Annotated in this window: 16 protein-coding genes; 8 read left to right on the top strand and 8 right to left on the bottom strand. The window is 70.7% G+C overall.

Translation table 11 applies throughout. From position 1 onward, the window contains the following. Positions 1 to 45: 45 nt before the first annotated feature. From ACIA5D_RS21045 to ACIA5D_RS21030, 4 genes are all read right to left on the bottom strand, one after another. Positions 46 to 672 carry a M15 family metallopeptidase gene (locus ACIA5D_RS21045; protein ID WP_396031820.1) on the bottom strand — a complete coding sequence of 209 codons (627 nt, stop codon included), beginning with the start codon at positions 670 to 672 and terminating at the stop codon, positions 46 to 48. 81 nt (positions 673 to 753) lie between these two features. After that, on the bottom strand, positions 754 to 3276 hold the full coding sequence (locus tag ACIA5D_RS21040) for a DNA topoisomerase (ATP-hydrolyzing) subunit A (protein WP_396031819.1): 2523 nt from the start codon (positions 3274 to 3276) through the stop codon (positions 754 to 756). Positions 3277 to 3290: 14 nt separating this feature from the next. Beyond that, positions 3291 to 5354 carry a type IIA DNA topoisomerase subunit B gene (locus ACIA5D_RS21035; RefSeq protein ID WP_396031818.1) on the bottom strand — a complete coding sequence of 688 codons (2064 nt, stop codon included), beginning with the start codon at positions 5352 to 5354 and terminating at the stop codon, positions 3291 to 3293. Positions 5355 to 5514: 160 nt separating this feature from the next. Then, entirely contained in the window at positions 5515 to 6144 is a 630-nt protein-coding gene (locus tag ACIA5D_RS21030; protein WP_396031817.1) for an adenylate/guanylate cyclase domain-containing protein, read from the bottom strand. A 260-nt stretch (positions 6145 to 6404) separates the two neighbouring features. Here ACIA5D_RS21030 and ACIA5D_RS21025 point away from each other — a divergent pair, with 260 nt between their 5' ends. Next, positions 6405 to 9212 carry an AAA family ATPase gene (locus ACIA5D_RS21025; RefSeq protein ID WP_396031816.1) on the top strand — a complete coding sequence of 936 codons (2808 nt, stop codon included), beginning with the start codon at positions 6405 to 6407 and terminating at the stop codon, positions 9210 to 9212. Between the two features lie 157 nt (positions 9213 to 9369). Beyond that, a complete protein-coding gene (locus ACIA5D_RS21020; RefSeq protein ID WP_396031815.1) occupies positions 9370 to 10146 on the top strand; it encodes a DUF5995 family protein in 777 nt (258 codons plus the stop codon). A 51-nt stretch (positions 10147 to 10197) separates the two neighbouring features. Here ACIA5D_RS21020 and ACIA5D_RS21015 read toward each other — a convergent pair whose 3' ends face one another. From ACIA5D_RS21015 to ACIA5D_RS21000, 4 genes are read right to left on the bottom strand one after another with little or no spacing between them, the layout of a single operon-like run. After that, positions 10198 to 10698 carry a hypothetical protein gene (locus tag ACIA5D_RS21015; RefSeq protein ID WP_396031814.1) on the bottom strand — a complete coding sequence of 167 codons (501 nt, stop codon included), beginning with the start codon at positions 10696 to 10698 and terminating at the stop codon, positions 10198 to 10200. Between the two features lie 35 nt (positions 10699 to 10733). Further along, positions 10734 to 12089 carry a sensor histidine kinase gene (locus ACIA5D_RS21010; protein ID WP_396031812.1) on the bottom strand — a complete coding sequence of 452 codons (1356 nt, stop codon included), beginning with the start codon at positions 12087 to 12089 and terminating at the stop codon, positions 10734 to 10736. Continuing rightward, positions 12082 to 12771, bottom strand: a complete 690-nt coding sequence (locus tag ACIA5D_RS21005; protein WP_396031811.1) for a response regulator transcription factor — start codon at positions 12769 to 12771, stop codon at positions 12082 to 12084. The genes ACIA5D_RS21010 and ACIA5D_RS21005 overlap by 8 nt, the downstream gene beginning before the upstream one ends. 29 nt (positions 12772 to 12800) lie before the next feature. Then, the gene (locus ACIA5D_RS21000; protein ID WP_396031810.1) at positions 12801 to 13169 is read right to left on the bottom strand and encodes a DUF6223 family protein; all 369 of its coding nucleotides are present in this window, start codon (positions 13167 to 13169) and stop codon (positions 12801 to 12803) included. A 193-nt stretch (positions 13170 to 13362) separates the two neighbouring features. On the opposite strand from ACIA5D_RS21000, the gene ACIA5D_RS20995 reads away from it, so the two are divergent. The 6 genes from ACIA5D_RS20995 to ACIA5D_RS20970 all read left to right on the top strand — a co-directional run bounded on the left by ACIA5D_RS20995 (position 13363) and on the right by ACIA5D_RS20970 (position 20454). Next, positions 13363 to 14475, top strand: coding sequence for a sensor histidine kinase (locus ACIA5D_RS20995; RefSeq protein ID WP_396031808.1), 1113 nt, complete (start codon positions 13363 to 13365; stop codon positions 14473 to 14475). Further along, a complete protein-coding gene (locus ACIA5D_RS20990; protein ID WP_396031807.1) occupies positions 14472 to 15125 on the top strand; it encodes a response regulator in 654 nt (217 codons plus the stop codon). Before ACIA5D_RS20995 ends, ACIA5D_RS20990 begins: the two co-directional genes overlap by 4 nt. Before the next feature lie 287 nt (positions 15126 to 15412). Beyond that, positions 15413 to 18856 carry a discoidin domain-containing protein gene (locus tag ACIA5D_RS20985; RefSeq protein WP_396031806.1) on the top strand — a complete coding sequence of 1148 codons (3444 nt, stop codon included), beginning with the start codon at positions 15413 to 15415 and terminating at the stop codon, positions 18854 to 18856. Positions 18857 to 18981: 125 nt separating this feature from the next. Beyond that, positions 18982 to 19356: a VOC family protein gene (locus tag ACIA5D_RS20980; protein WP_396031805.1), complete on the top strand. Its 375-nt coding sequence runs from the start codon at positions 18982 to 18984 to the stop codon at positions 19354 to 19356. Positions 19357 to 19369: 13 nt separating this feature from the next. Next, a complete protein-coding gene (locus ACIA5D_RS20975; RefSeq protein WP_396031804.1) occupies positions 19370 to 20158 on the top strand; it encodes an endonuclease/exonuclease/phosphatase family protein in 789 nt (262 codons plus the stop codon). Between the two features lie 92 nt (positions 20159 to 20250). Beyond that, positions 20251 to 20454, top strand: a complete 204-nt coding sequence (locus tag ACIA5D_RS20970; protein WP_396031803.1) for a hypothetical protein — start codon at positions 20251 to 20253, stop codon at positions 20452 to 20454. Positions 20455 to 20656: the final 202 nt, after the last annotated feature.

Below are 20656 nucleotides of genomic sequence, written 5' to 3'. Positions count from 1 at the left end.
GGATGTCCCTGGCCGGGACATCCCGGGCCGGGGCCGGCGGGGCCGTCACGCGCACGCGGCCACCCGCTCGCCCACCGGCCCGTGCAGCGCCGCCGGCGCCCCGGTCATCAGCGCCCAGTACCGGTCGCCGTAGCTCCAGTGCCACCACTCGGTCGGATAGTTCACCAGCCCCGCGCCGCCGAGGACGCGGCCGAGCAGCATCCGGTTGGCCCGCGCAGCCTCCCCCACGTTGCCGGCCGCGAAGTAGCAGGCCCCACCTGACTCCTCCGGCGTCGCGTCGATGGGCGTGCCCATGTCGAGGTCCCCGTCCGCACCGGCGAGCGTCAGATCGACGGCCGCGCCGGCCACGTGCGGCGCCACCTCGACCGGCGCCACGAACCGGCTGGTCAGCCGGCGCAGCTCAGCGTCGGTCACCCCAGGATCGGCGGCGCGCAGCTCCTCCGCGTACGTGTCGATGATCTGCACCTGCCGCGCGAGCTCGCGATGCCCCTCCACCACCCGCAGCGACAACCCGGCGGGCAGCGCCTCGTTTGCCCAGCTCAGGCGTTCGGCGAGGTCGGCGCGCACCCAGGCGCGCGCCGCCCCGAACTCCGCGCCGAGGCGGACAAACGGAACGCCGGCATCCCGCACCGGCACGGCCCACACCCGGGGGTCGCTGAGAAGGATCACCATGCGGCCAAAGATCGCTGGGGCCGGTGCCCGGCCGCATCGTTCTCAAGTACCGGCGGTGTGTCCTCAGGTATCGCCCGGGTGTCAACCTCGCTCGATAAGGTGGCCGATGATCTGGGGGCCCATGATGACCGCGGCGCCGGAGCCGTCGCGGCGGTTGTCGGGGTCGGGGAGCTCGACCGGGTCGCCGGTGCTGCTGGCCCCGATCGGGCGGGGGCCGACCCACGCCACCGCCAGGCGCGACTCGCCCTTGAGGAAGCGCTGGACGCGGACGCCGCCGGTCGCGCGACCCTTCGCCGGGTACTGCGCGAACGGCGTCACCTTCACCTGGGTGCCGGTGGAGGTGACGACCATGGGCTCGCCGTGCTCGGCGTCGGTCGTGTTCACCACGTTGAACGAGACGACCTCGGCGTCGGCCGCCAGGTTGATGCCGGCCATGCCACCGCCCTTGAGGCCCTGCGGGCGCACCGTCTTGGCCGAGAAGCGCAGCATCGACGCATCGGAGCTGACGAACGCCAGCGACTCGTTGCCGTCGGTCAGCCAGGTGGCCTGGAGGACCTCGTCGCCGTCCTTGAGCGCGATCACCTCGAACTCGTCGGAGCGGACCGGCCACTCCGGCGAGCACACCTTGACCACGCCGTGGCGGGTGCCCATCGCGATGCCGGGCGAGCCGTCGGCGAGCGGCGCGATGCCGACCACCCTCTCGCCCTTCTCGAGCGGCACGATCTCGGACGCCGACATGCCGCCGCGCAGCGAGACCGTGCCGGACTGCTCGGGCAGGACCGGCAGCGTCAGCACGTCGGTCTTGAAGGCGCGGCCGCGGTTGGTGACCAGCAGGACGCGGCCGCGGGCCGTCGAGTGGATCACCGACCGGACGGCGTCGTGCTTGACGCGGCCGGAGCGGCGGCGCGACGCCTCGGGCGCCTCCTCGCTCTCGGCGGCCGTGCGGGCGATCAGGCCGGTGGCCGAGAGGATCACCTGGCAGGGGTCGTCGGCGACCTCGAGCGGGCCGGCCGGCGCCGAGGCGGCCAGGACCTCCTTGAGGTCGCCGCCGATCAGCGTGGTGCGGCGCGCGGACCCGAACTGCGCGGCCACCGCGGCCAGTTCGTCGGAGACGACCTGCTTGAGCACGTCTTCGTTGTCGAGGATGCGGGACAGCTCGGCGATCTCGTTGCGCAGCCGTTCCTGCTCGGTCTCGAGCTCGATGCGGTCGAAGCGGGTGAGCCGCCGCAGCGGGGTGTCCAGGATGTACGTCGCCTGGATGTCGCTGAGCCCGAATTCGGCCATGAGAGCCGTCTTGGCGGCGGCCGCGTCGTCGCTGCCCCGGATGATCGCGACCACCCGGTCGATGTCGATCAGGGCGATGAGCAGGCCGTCGACCAGGTGCAGGCGGTCCTGCCGCTTGGTGCGGCGGAACTGTGTGCGCCGGGTGACCACGTCGTACCGGTGCTGGACGAAGACCTCGAGCAGCGCCTTGAGCCCCAGGGTCTGCGGCTGCCCGTCGAGCAGCACCAGGTTGTTGATGCCGAACGAGCTTTCCAGCGGGGTCAGGCGGTAGAGGTCGGCGAGCAGGGCCTGCGGGTTGACGCCGACCTTGCACTCGATCACGAGACGGGTGCCGTGCTCGCGGTCGGTGAGGTCCTTGACGTCGGAGATGCCGGTCAGCCGGGCGGCCTGCCGCTGCCCGCGCTTCGGCCCGGAGACGATCAACTTGCCCTTCACCTCGTCGGTGATGGCCTCGATGATCTTCTCGGTGCCGATGCCGTAGGGCAGCTCGGTCACGGTGATCGCCTGCTTGCCGCGTCCGCCCTCGAGCGGGCCGGTCTGGGCCCGGGCCCGCATGCGCACCACGCCGCGGCCGGTCTCATAGGCCCGGCGCACCTCGTCGAGCCCGAGCAGCTGGCCGCCGGTGGGCAGGTCGGGGCCGGGCACGAAGCGCATCAGCTCGTCGAGATCGGCTTCGGGGTGGGTGATCAGGCGCCGGGCGGCCGCCACGACCTCGCCGAGGTTGTGCGGGATCATGTTGGTCGCCATGCCGACCGCGATGCCGGAGGTGCCGTTGACCAGCAGGTTGGGGAACGCCGCCGGCAGCACCTTGGGCTCGAGGTCGGAGCCGTCGTAGGTCGGCTTGAAGTCGACCGTGCCCTCGCCGAGCTCGCCGACCAGCAGCATCGCCTCGTTCGACATGCGCGCCTCGGTGTAACGCGCCGCTGCCGGTCCATCGTCCGGGCTTCCAAAATTTCCGTGCCCGTCGATGAGCGGGGCATTCAGCGAGAAATCTTGCGCCAAACGGACTAAAGCATCGTAAATAGCGACATCACCATGCGGGTGGTACTTACCCATGACGTCGCCGACGACGCGCGCCGACTTCACGTACGCCCGGTCGGGGCGGTGGCCCTGCTCGGACATCGACCAGAGGATGCGCCGGTGCACGGGCTTGAGGCCGTCGCGCGCGTCGGGCAGGGCGCGCGAGTGGATGACCGAGTACGCGTACTCGAGGTACGAGTCTTCGACCTCGGTGCTCAGGGGGTTGTCGATGACGTGGGCGCCGGCCTGGTCGAACGCGGACAGGTCGACCCGCTTGTCGGTGCTCTTACGGCGTGCCATGAAGCTGCGACCTCTCAGGCGTCGATCGTCTCTTGGTCGATGCGGCCCGCCGCCTCGATCAGCCAGTTCTTCCGCGGCTCGACCCGCTCGCCCATCAGCAGCTCGAGGGTGGCCTCGGCGCGTTCGGCGTCGTCGAGCGTGATACGCCGGACGGTGCGGGTGGCCGGGTTCATCGTGGTGTCCCACAGCTCGTCGGCGTCCATCTCACCGAGGCCCTTGAACCGGGGCACCGGTTTCTGCACCGCCTTGCCGCCGCGCTCGAAGCGGGCGACGGTCGCTTCCATCTCCTGCTGGGTGTACGTGAAGATGGTCTCGGAGTTGCGCCCCTTGGTGACCACCTTGTGCAGCGGCGGCATGGCGGCGAACAGCCGGCCTTCCTCGATCACCGGTCGCATGTACTTCGCGAACAGGGTGATCAGCAGCGTGCGGATGTGTGACCCGTCGACGTCGGCGTCCGCCATGATCATGACGCGGCCGTAGCGCATCGCGCTCAGCTCGAAGGTGCGGCCCGAGCCGGCCCCCAGCACCTGCACGATCGCCGAGCACTCGGCATTGTCGAGCACCTGCTGGAGCGACGCCTTCTGCACGTTCAGGATCTTGCCGCGGATCGGCAGCAGCGCCTGGTATTCCGAGGAGCGGGCCATCCGGGCGGTGCCGAGCGCGCTGTCGCCCTCGACGATGTACAGCTCGGAGCGGGCGATGCCGGTGGCCCGGCAGTCGACCAGTTTGGGCGGCATCGACGCGCCCTCGAGGGCGGTCTTGCGGCGGGCCGCGTCTTTCTGCTGCTTCTGGGTGAGGCGTACGCGGGCGGCGTCGACCACCTTCTGCAGGACGGTGCGCGCCTCGGACTTGGTGCGCCGCCCGTCGACCCACTCTTTGATGTACGACTCGATGAGCGCCTGCACGACCCGGGTGACGCCGGCGGTGGACAGCTCGTCCTTGGTCTGCGAGGTGAACTGCGGCTCGGGCACCCGCACGTGGATCACGGCGGTCATGCCCTCGAGCAGGTCGTCGAGGACCGGCGGGTCTTCCTTGGGGCGCAGCAGGCCGCGGGTGTTGCGGATGGCCTCGGTCAGCGCACGTACCAGCGCCCGCTCGAATCCCTTACGGTGCGTGCCGCCGTGCACGTTGCGGATCGTGTTGGCGAAGCACTCGACGGTGCGGTCGTACCCCGTGCCCCAGCGGAAGGCGACCTCGATCTCGGCGCGGCGCTCGACGTTGGACTGCATGACGCCGTTGGCGTCGGCGGCGTTCTCCTTGTACGTCCCCTCGCCGGTGACCATGAGGATGCCGGACACTGGCTTGTCGCCCGCGTGGGTGAGGAACTCGACCATGTCGGTGAGCCCGCGCGGGAAGTGGAAGGTCTCGGTGACCGGCTCTTCGGCCGTCTCGTCGCGCAACGTGTACACCACGCCGGGGACCAGGAACGCCGTGTTGCGCAGCTTGGCCCGCACGGCCTCGGCGTCGAGCCGGGCGCCGGTCTCGAAGTAGCGGGCGTCGTACCAGTACCGGATCGAGGTGCCGCCGCGCTCGCCGCGCTTCATCTTGCGGGCGACGCGCAGGCCGGACTCGGGATGAAAACGCGAGGTCGGGCCGGGGCCGTCGAAGACGCCGGGGGAGCCGCGGTGGAAGGAGATCTCGTGGACCTTGCCGTCGCGTTTCACCGTCACGTCAAAACGCAGGGCCAGGGCGTTGACCGCGGAGGCGCCGACGCCGTGCAGGCCGCCGGAGGTCTTGTAGCCCGAGCCGCCGAACTTGCCGCCGGCGTGCAGGCGGGTCAGCACGAGCTCGACGCCGTTGAGGCCGGATTTCGCGTTGATGTCGGTCGGGATGCCGCGGCCGTCGTCGTCGACCTGGACCGAGCCGTCGGCGTGCAGGATCACGGCCACCGTGGTGGCGTGCCCGGCCACACCCTCGTCGGTGGAGTTGTCGATGATCTCGTTGGCCAGATGGTTGACGCCGCGGCTGTCGGTGGAGCCGATGTACATGCCCGGGCGTTTCCGGACGGCGTCAAGCCCCTCGAGGTGCGTGAGGTCGTCAGCCCCGTACAGGATTTCCGCGGTCACGAGGTGGCACATCCCATCGGCCCTAGGTGGTCAATTCGCGGCGAGCCTACCGGGACCCTCCGACAGTTCTTCGGCACCGAGCCGAGGGGCCGCCGCAAAGCTCCCGGATAATAGCCGCATATACCCCAGGCGGTGAGCCACGACACCCTACGAAGGGTGGACGCCGAGCGCCCTACTCGGCGCCCACCCCACAGAGTTGCCGCTTGCCGGCCGGGACCCGCTGCGGCTGCAGCGCGCGCCACAGGTCGAGCGGGTACGGCTTGCCGGCCACCCGGACCGGCGGCAACTCCTGGTAGGCGATCAGCTCGTCGGTGACCGCCTGGGTCGCCGCGCACACCACGACGGTGTCATGCGGCGCGTACGCCTGCAGCCGCGCGGCCGTCGAGACCACGCTGCCGCTGACCATCCCGTGCCCGAACTCCCGGGTGGCCGCGAGATCGACGATCACGTCGCCGGTCGCGAGCCCGACCCGGGTACGTACAGCGAACCTGCCGGCCAGGAGCTGCCCCCTCAACGCCTCCTGAACCGACAGGCCCACCCGCACCGCCGAAGCGGCCGCCTCTGGACCGAACCCCTCGGGCCCGGCGCCGAACACCGCCATGACCGCGTCGCCCACGTACTTCTCCACCACGCCGCCCCCACGGCGGACGATGTCGCACACCGTCGAGAAGTAGTCCCGTTGCAGGACCCGGACGATCGAACAGTCAAGATCATCTATTAGTGAGGTAAAACCCACGATGTCGATGAACAACACCGTTACGGTCTGACGCCGCTCCTGCTCCGCCATAGCGATCGCGGTCATGTCTCACACTCCCCCAGATCAAATGAGGTTTGTTCGCGACGGTGGAGACGACGTCGCCATCCCGCCCTTGCTGCAGACTTGCGGTCGGTCGCGAACAAACCTCATTGCTTGCCCCGGTGGTGAACGGTGCCAGCCGCCGTCCACTTCTGGATCGTCAGAACGACGTATCTCTGACAGAGGGCGCCCACGTCATTTTTGTGACGCAGAACAGACCGAACCGACGAGAACGTGCTAGGTCGATTCGCATTAGGCTGCCCTGCATGGCCAGCGACGAGGGGGACGACGGTCCGCTTGTCGGGCGCACCGACACGCTTGCCGACGTCCAGTCCGACCTGCGCAACGTCGGCCCTGGTGGTACAGCGGCGGTGTTCGTCACCGGCGAGAGCGGTGTCGGCAAGAGCCGGCTGCTGCGAGAGACCGCCCGGGCGATGGGTGACGCGGGTTACTCCGTCCTGTCCGGAACCTGCCTCGATATTGGCGATGCGTCCCCTTTGCATCCGGTTCTTCAGGCCTTGCGGCAGTATCAGCCAGATCTCCAGCAGTGGGACCAGGCCGCCGGCGCCGACGCGCTGCTCGAGCAGGTGAGCCGCGACCTGCGCGCGGTGGCCGGCGACAAGCACCTCTTGCTGGTCCTCGACGACCTGCAGTGGGCCGACCGCAGCACCCGGCAGCTGCTGCTCTACCTGCTCGCGGGCCTGGGTGGCATCCGCCTGTCGGTGCTGGCCGCGGTGCGCGCCGAGGCGTTGCACGGCGCCCACCCGCTGCGCCGGGTCCTGGCCGAGCTGCGCCGGCTGCGCTCGGTCAAGGTGGTCGACCTGTCCCCGCTCGACCGTGAGCAGACGCTCGAGCTGGTCAACGCGATCGCCGGCGGCATCGAGCCGGAAGACTCCGACCGCGTCTTCAAGCGTTCCGGCGGCAACCCGTTCGTGGTCGAAGAGCTCGCCCGCGACCTGCGCGACGGCCGGGTCGAGCTGTCCGACACGCTGCGCGAGATCTTCCTGTCCCGGGTGGACGAGCTCCCGGCGAACGCGCACGCGGTGGTCCACGCGGTCGCGGCCGGTGTCGAGCCGGTCGACCACAACGTGCTGGCCAAGGTGACGAAACTGGCCGAAGACGAACTCATCGAGGCGATCCGGGCCGCCGTGGCGCACCGGTTCGTGGCCAGCGCGGCCGAGGGTTACCGCCTGCGGCACCGCCTGGTCGCCGAGATCCTCGAGGCCGAGGTGCTGGCGGCCGAGGCCGCGGCCCTGCACCGCCGTTACGCCGAGGCCCTGGAAGCGGTGGGCACGGTCGATCACGCCCGTCTCGCCCATCATTGGCAGAAGGCCGGCGAACCGGCTCGCGCACTGCCGTCGGTGGTCGCGGCCGCAAGAAGCGCCGAGAAGCTGTACGGGTACACCGAGGCGCACCGTTACTGGTCCCTGGCGCTCGACCTGATCAGCGACGATGCCCCCGAACGCACCGAGCTGCTGGCGCACGCCGCCGAGTCGGCCCACCGCTGCGGCGAGCACCAGCGCGCCCTCGACCGGCTGTCCGAGCTGGCCCGCCACCCCGAGGCGCCCGGCGAGTGCGACCTGCACCTGCGCCGCGCCCGCTACCTGGCCGCCGCCGGCCGCTCGGCCACCGCCGAGGTGGAGTACGAGCTGGCCCTGCGCTCGCCCGACTGCACCCCGCAGCAGCGTGTCTCGGCCGCGGCCAACCTCGCCGAGCTGCTGCTGCACCTGGGCCGTTACGCGGACGCCTACGAGCGCGCGACCGAGGCCCTCGACCAGGCCGCCGTGGGATCGACCCAAGATCTCGTACGCGCGAGCGCCGCCCTCGGCTTCAGCTCGGCCTTCCGCGAGGACCCCGACGCCGGCCTCGCGGTGATCCGGCACGCGGTCGACATCGCCGAACGCTCCGGCCACCCCGACGACCTGGGCGTGGCCTACCTGCACCTGGCCGAACTGCTGGCCGGCCCGCTCAACAACGTCGAGGAGGGGGTACTGGTCGCCCGACGGGGCGCTGAACGGCTGGCCTCCCTGGGGGCCGGCCGCACCTACCAGACCCGCCTGCTGGCGATCGCCGGCAACGGCCTGTTCCGGGTCGGTCAATGGGCCGAGGCCGACCAGGTGCTCGAGGCCGCGATGGCCCATCGGCCGTCCGGCGCCGACGCGGTCGAGCTGCTGCTGGCCCGCTGCCGCCTCTGGGTCGGCTTCGGCGACGTCGACGCCGCCCAGCGCGACCTCGACGCCGTGGCCACGCTGCTGGCCGGCGGCGGCGCCCGGCACGTGCTGCCGATGCTGACCCTGCGCGCCGGCCTGGCGATGTGGCAGGGCCGGCACGCCCAGGCCCGCGCCGCGGTCCAGCGTGGACTCACCGAGACCCGCTCCGACGACCTGGTGCTGCTCGGCGTGCTGGCCTGGCACGGCCTGCGGGCCGAGGCCGAGGCGCGCGCGGCCGGCGAGCCGGTCGACCCGGGCGCGATCCGCCGCCTGCGCACCGTCGTCGACCGCATGGCCGAGGGTGTGGGCCGCGCCGCGACCCCGGTGCGCGCGGTGATCGACGGCTACATCGACCTGTGCCACGCCGAGATCAGCCGGGTCGACGAACGGCACGACCCCGAGCCGTGGCTGCGCGCCTCGGCGACGTGGGACCGCCGCAACCAGCCCTATCCCGCCGCCTACGCCCGGTTGCGCCGGGCCGAGGCGGCGCTGACCCGCAAGAGCCGCAAGGCCCAGGCGATTCTCGCTCTCCGGGAGGCGTACGCGACGGCGATCTCGATGGGCGCGCGCCCGTTCGCCGCCGAGATCGTCTCGACCGCGCAGCGCTTCAAGGTGGCGTTGGCCGACGACGTCGACACCGTGCCGATGACCATGCCCGACGAGCAGGACGACGGGCTCTCGGTGCTGACCCAGCGCGAGCGCGAGGTACTCGCCGCGGTCGCCGAGGGCCTGACCAACCGTGAGATCGGCGAGCGGCTGTTCATCAGCGAGCGAACGGTGGGCGTACACGTCGGACACATCTTCGACAAGCTGCAGGTACGCACAAGAGTGCAGGCCAGCCGGGTCTTCCTCACCGCGGCGTGACCTTTTCGTTATCTACGCGCGCGGAATACGTACTTCTACCGATCCCTGCGTAGCTCGCCGGTGGAAAGCTTCCCCTACGGGGGAGCACCGCCCGGCGGCCACCGCCGTCGGGCGGTGCTAGGGGGCCCTCCGAGTGATCAGCGCCTGGAGGAAACCGATGACTCAGTCGGTCTGGGGTCCGGTGCGGCAGGAGATGTACGACCTGCTGCAATCGCACCCCGACGACGTGCCCGCAGTGGTCGACCAGCTGACGAAGCTGCAAGACATTCTGGGCCGGGTGCCGCCCCTGCTGGCGGAGAATCCGCTGTGCGACTTCAACAAGCTGTACCTGAGGATCACCGAGAGCGTGCTGGAGCGCCTCTACGGCGGCAAGTTCCAGGACCCGGCGTTCCTCTCCCGGCTCGATGTCGAGTTCGCGGCGCGGTACTTCGACGCGCTGCGCGCCTGGGCCGGCCCCGACGCCAGCCCGCACTGCCCGCGCGTCTGGTCCGGGTTGTTCATCCGGGTCCCCGGCCCCGACTGCCGTCCGCTGCCCGCCGCGTGCGCGGGGGTGAACGCGCACATCAACTTCGATCTGCCGTTCGCGCTGGTGACCACGTTCGACCACCTGGGCTCCGACCCGATCGACGACAGCGACCAGCACCACGACTACCTGCAGATCAACGAGATCTTCGCGGAGGCGATCCCGGGCCTGCGTCGCGGCTACCTCGACAAATGGCAGCTGCTGATCGACACGATGAACGGCCGGCTCGACGACTGGTGGCAGGGCGAGGCGGTCGAATACACGCGCAACGTCGCCTGGCGCAACGCGCAGAAGCTGTGGGGCATGCGGCACGACATGTCGGCCACCGACAAGGAGCGTGCCCACCTCGACCGGGTCTCGGCCGACCTGGGGAAGCTGCTGCTCTCCCCGCTGGGCGAGTTCCTTCAATAGGCATTCCCGTGCGCCGCGGCCCGTCCCGGGGGAGACGGGCCGCGGCACCCACTACTTGATCGCGATCAGACGCGCGCTGGTGAGGTCGCCGTCCTTGGTACCGGCGATGCCGATCTCCGCGCCGGTCTTGATCGCGGACGTCTCGACGGTCTTCTTGTCCTGCACGACCCGCAGCTTGTCGCCGTACGCCCAGGTCAGCGTGAAGCCGTCGGTAGACTTTACGGTGATCTTGTCGGCCGCGACCGCGGTGACCGAGCCGCGCTGGACCACGACGGTCTTCGCGCCCTGCTTCTTGGTCTGGATGGTGACCTCGCCGTGCAGGGTGTTCCGGCGCAGGTACTTGCGCAGCGCCTTGCGCGGGGCGTCGCCGCTGCCGGCGTCGGCCGCCGCGGACGGGTTGTCGGCCAGGCCGGTCTCGAAGCCGACCTGCTGGAGCGCGATCGCCTCGTCCGCGATGTCGGAGGGGGTGGTGGTCGCGCTGCCGCCGCCGATGCCGCAGCCGGCGACGGCCAGCACGCCGGCGAGGCCGAGAGCCAAGAGGGTTCGTCTCATGGCGAAGATGCTTCCCGCCGTACGCGAAGCGTTCGTCAGGGCAATGTTCGGGATGCGTAAGGCAGTTCCACGGTGAACATCGCGCCGCCCTCGGGGGCGTGGCCGGCGGTGATCCGGCCGCCGAGCCGGGCCACCAGCCGCGCGGCCAGGGCCAGTCCGAGGCCGCTGCCGACCTTGCGGATGCCCCGGTAGCGGCGGTTGAGCGCGCCGCGCTGGAAGGCCACCTCGAGGTCCTCGTCGGTGAAGCCGGGACCGCCGTCGCGCACCTCGATCACCGCGGCATCCGGGCCGGCGTGCACGGCCAGCACCAGCGGCGCGCCCGCCGGGACGACGCGCAACGCGTTCTCGCAGAGCCCGTCGAGCACCTGCCGGATCCGGCCCGGGTCGGTCTCGACCATGAGCGGCGTCGCCGGCAGCTGCACCCGCAGCAGCGGCCCGTCGGGACCGCAGCGGGCCGCCCACGCGTCCCCGGCCGCGCGGACCAGTTCGGCGAGGTCGACCCCGACGACGTCGAGCGGCAGGTCGGCGGCTTCGAGGCGGGACAGCACCAGGAGGTCGGAGATCAGGCGGTCCAGGCGCTCGGCCTCGGCGAGCATGGTGGACCCGGCCTTGGCGGCGCCCTCGTCCACCACCACACCGTCGGCCAGCGCTTCGGCGTACCCCCTGATCGTGGCCAACGGCGTGCGGAGCTCATGCGAGACCGACAAGAGGAAGTCCCGCTCACGCCCCTCGGAGATCTGCAAAGCGGTAGCGAGCTGGTTGATGGCGTCGGCGAGGTCGACGGCCTCGGCCGATCCGCGCAGCGGGATGCGCACGGATCTGTCCCCGGCGGAGAGACGTGCGGCCGCGCCCGCGGCCAGCCGGATCGGGCGCGCGATGAACTGCGCCAGCAGCGCGCCCGCCAGGATGCCGCCCAGAAGACCGGCGAGGATCGCGATCCACGTGCTCCCGAGCACTCGGGCGGCGGTCCCGGTGGCGACCGGGCGGGTGAGGATCACGCCGCTGCGCTGGCCGCTCAGCGGCTGGCCGACGATGAACGACGGGCGGCCGTCCACCGGGGCGCGCGTGTTGACCTGCGATCCCGAGGCGACCTGCTGCACCACCCGCGGTGGCAGGCCGGAGCGGTCGACCACGCCGCGGCGGACCAGGTAGACCTCGACGTCCTCGCCGCGCAGGTCCATGACGATGCGCTCGCGCGCCGCCTGCTTCTCGGTGGTGAGCAGCTCGACCGCGATCTTGCTCTGCTCGACGAGCTCGGCGCGGATCTGCGTGTTCACCGAGCGGATCGCCACCGGCACCGCGACCAGAGTCGTCACGATCACGGCGACCACCGCGGTCGCGGCCGTGACCAGCACGACCCGGCCGGTCAGGGTGCGGAAGAAGTCACGCATCGGCGGTGTAGCCGACGCCGCGCACCGTACGGATCAACGATGCCGCGCCGCCCAGCTTGGCGCGCACCTGGGCGACGTGCACGTCGACCGTACGGGTGCCGGCGGCCGACGCGTAGCCCCAGACGCCGGCCAGCAGCTCCTCGCGGGTGAAGACCCGGCCCGGCCTTTTCAGCAGGTGGCCGAGCAGGTCGAACTCGGTCGGGGTCAGCGACAGCGGGACGCCGTCGACGGTCACCTGCCGGCGGGCGGGATCGAGGGTGACCGGCCCGAGCGTCTTCGCCTGTTCCCCGCCCTGCGGGCCGGCCGCGCGCCGCAGCAGCGCCTTCACCCGGGTGACCAGCTCCCGCGGGCTGAACGGCTTGGTGACGTAGTCGTCGCCGCCCATCTCGAGGCCCAGAATCCGGTCCACCTCGTCGTCACGGGCGGTGAGGAAGATGACGGGCGTCCAGTCACCGTCCGCACGCAAACGGCGTACGATCTCGGTCCCTTCCATGCCCGGAAGCGCGATGTCGAGGATGCAGGCCACCGGCCGCAGCCGCCGCGCGGCGGCCAGGCCCGCCGTGCCGTCGTGCTCGACGTGCACGCCGAAGCCGTCCCGGCTCAGATAGAGCCGCACCAGGTCGGCGATCGGGCGCTCGTCCTCGACGACGAGGATCAGACCCTTGGCGGGGGCGTCGGTCACCGCTCCATCATGCCCGGGGCGGTCGCCCGTCAGTGTTCGGGCAACGTAAGGGCGGCCTCGACATCGCGCCGGAGACTCTTTCGGCGGCGGGCCCCCGCCAGCCCGCCCAGGACGGCGGCGACGAGCCCGATCACCAGCGCCACGTAGCCACCGACCACGCCGTTGCCGGTGCCGGGCCCACCGTCGGCCGTGACCACCACGATCCCGCCCGTGACCATGCCGATCACCCCCGCCACCAGGGCGGCCGTCGCTGCACGGCGGTTGCCGCGGGCCAGGGCCAGGCCGCCCAGGACGGCGCCGGCCAGCGTCACCAGGACGGCGGAGGTTGCCACGATGCGATCGCCGGTCAGGGCGTGCGCATCGACGGTCGATGCGGCGATCAGGTGATGGACGGACATGAGAATCCCCTCTTCTCTCCGGAATCGGATGTCACCGATCCTGTCCGCCGGACCGCCGCCGGACGTCGTGCCGGCGCGGACACTTCGCCCTGCCGCGAGTGCCGTAGCAGGCGAGGAAGTACCGCGGGCGCGGTATGCGGACTGCGTCGCTCGCACGACTCGCCCGGCGGCGCCTCCCGGTTAGGGTGCACGCATGAGCAGGGCACGCATCAGCGTCGGCGACTGGCTCATCGCCACCGGGGTAGCGGCGATCCTGGTGGTCACCGGGTCGGCCGAACACCGGCCGCCCACCGGGGCCGGGTTGCTCGGCTACGTGTTGCTGGCGGCCGGCGGGCTGGCCCTGGCCGCGCGCCGCCGTGCCCCGGTCACCGTCCTGGTCGTCGCCGGGTTGTGCGCGCTGGGGTATCAGGCGGCCGGTTTCGACGTGTTCGCGGTCGCGTACCTGGTCGCGGTGTACGCGGCGATGCGGGCGGGGCGTCGTCTCGCCACCGTCGTGGCGAGCGTGGTCATGCTGGTCGCCCTCCCCCTCGCGGCCATGCTCTCGGGTCTGCCGGCGGCCGAGGCGTTCGCGCAGGCCAGGAGCGTCCTCGAGCTGGCCTGGCTGATCGCGGCCGGCGCGGCCGGCGAGGCGTTGCGCCAGGCCGAGCGCCGCGCGGACGAGGCCGAACGCACCCGCGAGGAGAGCGCGCTGCGCCGCGCCGACGAGGAGCGGCTGCACATCGCCCGGGAGTTGCACGACTCGCTCACCCATCAGATCTCGGTGATCAAAATTCAGGCCGAGGCCGCCGTGCACCTGGCCCGGAAGCGAGGCGAGGAAGTGCCGGAAGGGTTGCTGGCGATCCGCGACGCCGGCCGCGAGGCTTCCCGCGAGCTGCGCGCGACTCTCGAGGCGCTGCGCGACGACGAAAGGTCCGCGCCGTACGGGCTCGACCACGTCCCCGACCTGGTGGAACGGGCCCGCACGACCGGCCTCGACGCGACCCTGACGATCGAGGGTCGCCGCACCGACGTGCCGGCCGCGGTGGACCGGACCGCGTACCGGATCGTGCAGGAGTCGCTGACCAATATCACCAGGCACGCCGCGGCCGCCTCCGCCTCGGTCCGGATCGATTACCGTCCCGACGCGGTGGGGATCCGGGTCGATGACGACGGCCAGGCCACGCCCTCGTTCGAGGCGGTGCCCGGAGTCGGCCTGCTCGGCATGCGCGAGCGGGTCACGGCCCTGGGCGGGCGACTCCGTGCCGAACCGCGCAGTGAGGGCGGCTTCAGCGTCCACGCCGAGCTTCCCGTGGACCGTACGTCGTGATCCGTGTCCTGCTGGTCGACGACCAGCCGCTCATCCGCAGTGGATTCCGCGCGCTGCTCGACGTCGAGGACGACATCGAGGTGGTGGCCGAGGCGGCCAACGGCAGCGACGGCGTCGCGCTGGCCCGGCAACACCTGCCGGACATCGCGCTCCTCGACATCCAGATGCCGGTCGTCGACGGCATCGAGGCGACCCGGCGGATCGCGGCGGACCCGGCCCTGGCCGGCGTGCACGTCGTCATCCTGACCAACTACGGCCTCGACGAGTACGTCTTCAACGCGCTGCGGGCCGGCGCGGCCGGTTTCCTGGTCAAGGACATCGAGCCGGAGGACTTCCTGCACGCCATCCGCGTCGCCGCCCGCGGTGACGCGCTGCTCGCCCCGTCGATCACCCGCAAGCTGATCGACCGGTACGTCACCCAGCCCCCGCACGCGAGCCCCGGCGCCGCACTGAGCGCGCTGACCAATCGCGAACGCGAGGCCGTCGCGCTGGTCGCGCAGGGCCTGTCCAACGACGAGATCGCGGCCCGCATGACGATCAGCCCGACAACCGCGAAGACGCACGTCAACCGCGCCATGACCAAGCTGCACGCCCGCGACCGGGCGCAGCTCGTCGTCCTCGCCTACCAATCCGGCCTCATGACCTTGTGAATGTGGCCGGCGACGTGAATGTGGCCGGCGACGTGAATGTGGCCGGCGACGGGGTGCGGGCCGCCGGCCACATTCAGAGGTTGGAGAGCGCTCTCCAAACCTTCGTCAACTCTGCCGCCATGCGACGGCGGATGTCAATGGGAGCGGTGTATTTGCGTGGATTGAAGGGGGCGTACGGACCGGAACCGCGGACTTCTATTGACACGGTTGAAAAGCGGGCGTAACACTGCGCGGAATGACGGAGAGCGCTTTCCCCGAGCGCGAGCCTCTATCCCCGGGAGTTATCCGTGAACACGGCTTCCTCGCCGCCTCGCCACGTCCGGCGGCGCCTCATCCCCCTCCTTGTCACGGCGATCATCGTCGCCTACGTCGCGGTGGCGCAGCTCGGCGCGCATGCCGCGGACACCCTTCTCTCGCAGGGCAAGCCCACGACGGCCTCGTCCCAGGAAGGCGCGGACGTGGCGGCGGCGTACGCGACCGACGGCAACGCCGGCACGCGCTGGTCCAGTCAGTTCAGTGATCCGCAGTGGATCCGTGTCGACCTCGGCGCCACCGCGACGATCACCTCCGTGGTGCTGCAGTGGGAGAGCGCGTACGGCAAGGCGTACCAGATCCAGACCTCGCCGGACGGCAACGCCTGGACCAGCATCTACTCCACCACCACCGGCGCCGGAGGCACCGAGACGCTCACCGTCAATGGCAGCGGGCGGTACGTGCGGATGTACGGCACCCAGCGCCCCGGCGGGTACGGCTACTCGCTGTGGGAGTTCAAGGTCTACGGCTCGACCGGAACCACGCCGGCCGCGTGCGGGACCACCAACGCGGCGCAGGGCCGGACGACCACCGCGTCCTCGCAGGAAGGCGCGGACGTGGCGGCGGCGTACGCCACCGACGGGAACGCCGGCACGCGGTGGTCCAGCCAGTTCAGCGACCCGCAGTGGATCAGCGTGGACTTGGGCTCATCGCAGGCGATCTGCCAGGTCGTCCTGCAGTGGGAGGGCGCGTACGGCAAGGCGTACCAGATCCAGACCTCGCCCGACGGCAACGCCTGGACCTCGATCTACTCCACCACCACCGGCGCCGGAGGCACCGAGACGCTCACCGTCAGTGGCACCGGCCGGTACGTGCGGATGTACGGCACCCAGCGTCCCGGCGGCTACGGCTACTCGCTGTGGGAGTTCAAGATCTTCACCGGTGGCGGCGGCACGACCACACCGACCACGCCGCCCACGACCCCGCCCACGCAGGTGCCGGGCGACTTCACGACGGTCTGGCAGGACACCTTCGACGGGGCGGCCAACACCTCGCCCTCGGGCGCGAACTGGCTGCTGCGGACGGGAACGTCCTATCCGGGCGGAGCGGCGAACTGGGGCACCGGCGAGGTGGAAACGGCCTCGGCGAGCACGGCCAACGTCTCTCTCGATGGCGCCGGAAAGCTGAACATCAAGGCCATTCGCGACGGCGCGGGCAACTGGACGTCGGGGCGGATCGAGACGCAGCGGACCGACTTCGAGCCCCTCGCCGGGACGCTCACGAAATTCAGTGCCGTCCTCAAGCAACCCGATGTGGCGAACGGGCTCGGGTACTGGCCGGGGTTCCGGGCCACCGGCGCGGCGTATCGCGGGAACTACAACAACTGGCCGGGTGTCGGCGAGACCGACATCATGACGGACGTCAATGGTCGTAGTCAGTTGTCGCAGACGCTGCACTGCGGCACGGCGCCCGACGGCCCGTGCGCGGAGTACAACGGCCGGGCCTCCGGGCTGGCCAGCTGCACGGGCTGCCAGACCGGGTACCACGAGTACGCCCAGGTGATCGACCGGACCCGGACCGACGAGGAGATCCGGTTCTACCTGGACGGGCGGCAGACCTGGGTGGTCCGCGAGTCGCAGGTCGGGGTCACGGCCTGGAACGCGGCCGTCCACCACGGGTTCTTCCTGCGGTTCGACCTCGGGATCGGCGGGTCGCTGCCGAACGCGATCGCCGGCCGCACCACGCCGACGGCCGAGACGACCTCGGGCGGGGTGCTCAGCGTCGACTCCGTCAGCGTGTCGCGAGCGACCGGGACGACGCCGGCGGCGATGACCGATCCGGCCACTCCGGGCGGGCCGAGCGTGGTGAAGGTGACCGGCACGCAGGGCAACTGGCAGCTCCAGGTCGGCGGCGCGCCGTACCGGATCAAGGGGATCACCTACGGGCCGCCGCAAGCCGCCGCCGACGGCTACATGCGCGATCTGAAGAACATGGGCGTCAATACGATCCGGATCTGGGGAGTGGACGACGCCAATACGCCGGCGCTGCTCAACCGGGCGGCGCAGCAGGGCATCAAGGTGGTCGTCGGGCACTGGCTGAACCAGGGCGCCGACTACGTGAACGACACCGCCTACATGAACTCGGTGAAGTCCGAGATCGTGAACCGGGTCAACACGCTGAAGAACAACCCGGGCGTGCTGATGTGGGACGTCGGCAACGAGGTCATCCTCACCATGCAGGACCACGGTCTGTCCGCGGCCGAGGTCGAGGCGCGCCGGGTCGGGTACGCGAAATTCGTGAACCAGGTGGCGCAGGCGATCCACGCGGCCGACCCGAATCACCCGGTGACGTCGACCGACGCCTATACCGGCGCGTGGCCGTACTACAAGCAGTACGCGCCGGATCTGGACCTGCTGGCCGTGAACTCGTACGGCGCGATCGGCAACGTCTACAACGACTGGGTGGCCGGCGGATACACGAAGCCGTACATCGTCACCGAGGGCGGCCCGGCCGGCGAATGGGAGGTGCCCAACGACGTGAACGGGGTGCCGACCGAGCCCACCGATATCCAGAAGCGCGATGGGTACGCGAACAGCGTCGCCGCCATCAATGCGCACCCGGCCGTGGCGCTGGGCGTGACCGAGTTCCACTACGGACTGGAGAACGACTTCGGCGGGGTCTGGCTGAACACGTTCACCGGCGGGTGGCGGCGACTCGGCTACTACTCGCTCTCCCAGGCCTATTCGGGACAGGCAGCGGCGAATACGCCGCCGGTCATCTCCTCGATGTCGGTGTCGGGCCAGACCTCGGTGCCGGCCGGCGGGACGTTCACGGTCAACGTCGCGGCGAGCGATCCGCAGGGCGATCTGATCCGCTACAACCTGATGTACTCCGACAAATACATCAGCGGCGGAACCGGCCTGACGAACGTCTCGTTCGTCGACAACGGGAACGGCTCGTTCACGGCGAAGGCGCCGCAGCAGATGGGCGTGTGGAAGGTGTACGTGTACGCCTTCGACGGCCAGGGCAACGTCGGCATCGAGCAGAAGTCGATCCGGGTGGTGCCACCGACCGTGCCGGGGACCAACCTTTCGAAGGGTAAGACCACCACGGCGTCGACGTACCAGCCGACCGGGACCAACGGGCCGCAGTTGCCGCAGTACGCGACCGACGGCAACTACGGAACGCGCTGGGCGAGCGAGTGGGTCGACACCGCGTGGCTGCAGGTCGACCTCGGATCGACCCAGTCGTTCAATCACTTGCAGCTGGCCTGGGAGGCGGCGTACGCGACCGGCTACCAGGTGCAGACCTCCACCGACGGATCCAATTGGACGTCGATCTACTCGACGGCCGGCGGCGACGGCGGCTTCGACGACCTGAACATCTCCGGCTCGGGCCGGTATGTCCGGGTCAACGGGACAGGCCGGGCGACCGCGTACGGCTACTCATTGTGGGAGTTCGGCGTCTACCGCAGCTGATCTCTCCCCGGGGCGCCCCTCGTGGGGAAGGGGCGTCCCGGCACCTGCTCGGACCTTTCGGTGACTTCTGCCCGTCGCGTCCGGCGGCCTAGTCTGCCGGAGACAGCCAAACTGGGAGGTCAGTCATGGACAAGGTCGTCCATTTCGAGGTGCCGTTCGACGACGGCGAGCGGGCCACGACGTTCTATCGCGAGGCGTTCGGGTGGTCGCTCGACTCGATGCCGCAATACCAGTACACGATGGTCTCCACCACGGCGACCGACGAGCAGGGCCGCCCCGTCGAGCCCGGCGCCATCAACGGCGGCATGCTCCACCGCCAGGGGCCGATCACCGCGCCGGTCATCACGGTCGGCGTCGACGACCTCGACGACGCGCTCGCCCGGATCGAGAAGCTCGGCGGCAAGGTAGCAATCGGCCGGCAACCGGTCGGGACCATGGGATTCAGCGCGTACTTCCACGACACCGAGGGCAACCTGATCGGGCTCTGGCAGAACGCCTGAGTATTTTGTATCGATGCGCGTGATGGTCTGGAATGTGTGGTGGCGTTTCGGCGGCAACTGGCGGGAGCGCGAGGAGAGCATTTTCGCCACCCTCGAGGCGTACCGGCCGGATGTGCTCGGCCTCGTCGAGAGCTGGTCGGGCGAGGGAACCGATCAACCCCACCGATTGGCGGGCCCTGGCGGCATGTTTGCCGCTTGGGCGCCGTCGTCCGTTCCCCCGATCACGTACGCCGAGGAGCCCGGCATCGGATTCGGCGTGGGACTGCTGAGTCGCTGGCCGATCGTGGCCGTCGAATCGCACTCGCTCCCCAATCCGGAGAAGGGCGGCCCCGTTCCGGTCGCGCTGCTCGCCACCCTCGACCATCCGCGCGGGCCGCTGCACGTGATCGTGTCCGGCAGCGAACCGGACGAGCGGCACGAGCAGGACCGTTTGGCGCAATGCCGCGAACTGGCCGCGATAGCGACCGACAAGCGGCTCGACGGTGCTCTGCCCGTACTCTTGCTCGCCGACCTGAACGCGACCACCGACCAGCCTCCGCTTGCCCCCTTGCTGGAGTCGATGGTCGATCTGTGGTCGGCGGCCGGCGCCGATCCCGGCGCCGTGACGTTCGATTCGGCCGTGCCCTACGCGCCGAGCGACGCGCCGCATCTGCTGGACCGGCGGATCGATCATGTGCTGGCGCGGCCCGGACGGCCCGGACAACAGGTGCCGGTGCATGGGGCGTTCGTGGCCGGTGACCGTCCGTTCGAAGGGGTCTATCCGTCGGATCACTACGCGGTGGGCGTCGACCTCGAGCCGTGACGGGATTCGCAGCCGGAGAGTTCACATGCGGCGGGCAACCGTGCCGATAGTGACCGGCAACGGAATCGCTACCCAGCAAAGGGGGACAGGAGATGGCCATCAGTGGAGTGGGCTCCAACGCCCGCACGGAGCTCCTTCGATACCAGCGGCGGCTCGACGCGGACACCGCCGCCCGGGACACCGCGGCCCGCGCCGTCGACCAGGACAATGACGCGATCGCCCGGGCACAGAAGGCGGCCCGGCGGGAGCTGCAGTCCCGCGGCAACAAGGGCGGCCTGGTCGACGTGACCGTTTGACGAGTTGCCCGCCGCCTTTGCCCTGCGTGGGCGCTTGCCCCTGGAGTGGGCGCTTGCCCACTTGAAGTGGGCAGGCGCCCACTCTCCGGCCCCGAGTGGGGGGGGGGCCCCCTAAATGGGGGGCGCCCCCCCCGCGGGGGGGGGGGGCGGGGAGTTGGGGGCCCGGTGGCCCCCGCCGCCGGCCCCCCCCCCCCGCCCGCAC

The organism is Actinoplanes sp. NPDC051513, assembly GCF_044454685.1.
Lineage (GTDB): Bacteria > Actinomycetota > Actinomycetes > Mycobacteriales > Micromonosporaceae > Actinoplanes.
This window is presented reverse-complemented; position numbering and strand designations above follow the sequence as displayed.

What these genes read in the sequence shown, in the direction of transcription:
- ACIA5D_RS21015 (WP_396031814.1), bottom strand. Translation starts at nt 10,698, where the DNA reads ATGAGACGAACCCTCTTGGCTCTCGGCCTCGCCGGCGTGCTGGCCGTC.
- ACIA5D_RS20980 (WP_396031805.1), top strand. Translation starts at nt 18,982, where the DNA reads ATGGACAAGGTCGTCCATTTCGAGGTGCCGTTCGACGACGGCGAGCGG.
- ACIA5D_RS21045 (WP_396031820.1), bottom strand. Translation starts at nt 672, where the DNA reads ATGGTGATCCTTCTCAGCGACCCCCGGGTGTGGGCCGTGCCGGTGCGG.
- ACIA5D_RS21020 (WP_396031815.1), top strand. Translation starts at nt 9,370, where the DNA reads ATGACTCAGTCGGTCTGGGGTCCGGTGCGGCAGGAGATGTACGACCTG.
- ACIA5D_RS21030 (WP_396031817.1), bottom strand. Translation starts at nt 6,144, where the DNA reads ATGACCGCGATCGCTATGGCGGAGCAGGAGCGGCGTCAGACCGTAACG.
- ACIA5D_RS20995 (WP_396031808.1), top strand. Translation starts at nt 13,363, where the DNA reads ATGAGCAGGGCACGCATCAGCGTCGGCGACTGGCTCATCGCCACCGGG.
- ACIA5D_RS21025 (WP_396031816.1), top strand. Translation starts at nt 6,405, where the DNA reads ATGGCCAGCGACGAGGGGGACGACGGTCCGCTTGTCGGGCGCACCGAC.
- ACIA5D_RS21000 (WP_396031810.1), bottom strand. Translation starts at nt 13,169, where the DNA reads ATGTCCGTCCATCACCTGATCGCCGCATCGACCGTCGATGCGCACGCC.
- ACIA5D_RS21040 (WP_396031819.1), bottom strand. Translation starts at nt 3,276, where the DNA reads ATGGCACGCCGTAAGAGCACCGACAAGCGGGTCGACCTGTCCGCGTTC.
- ACIA5D_RS20970 (WP_396031803.1), top strand. Translation starts at nt 20,251, where the DNA reads ATGGCCATCAGTGGAGTGGGCTCCAACGCCCGCACGGAGCTCCTTCGA.
- ACIA5D_RS20975 (WP_396031804.1), top strand. Translation starts at nt 19,370, where the DNA reads ATGCGCGTGATGGTCTGGAATGTGTGGTGGCGTTTCGGCGGCAACTGG.
- ACIA5D_RS21010 (WP_396031812.1), bottom strand. Translation starts at nt 12,089, where the DNA reads ATGCGTGACTTCTTCCGCACCCTGACCGGCCGGGTCGTGCTGGTCACG.
- ACIA5D_RS21035 (WP_396031818.1), bottom strand. Translation starts at nt 5,354, where the DNA reads ATGTGCCACCTCGTGACCGCGGAAATCCTGTACGGGGCTGACGACCTC.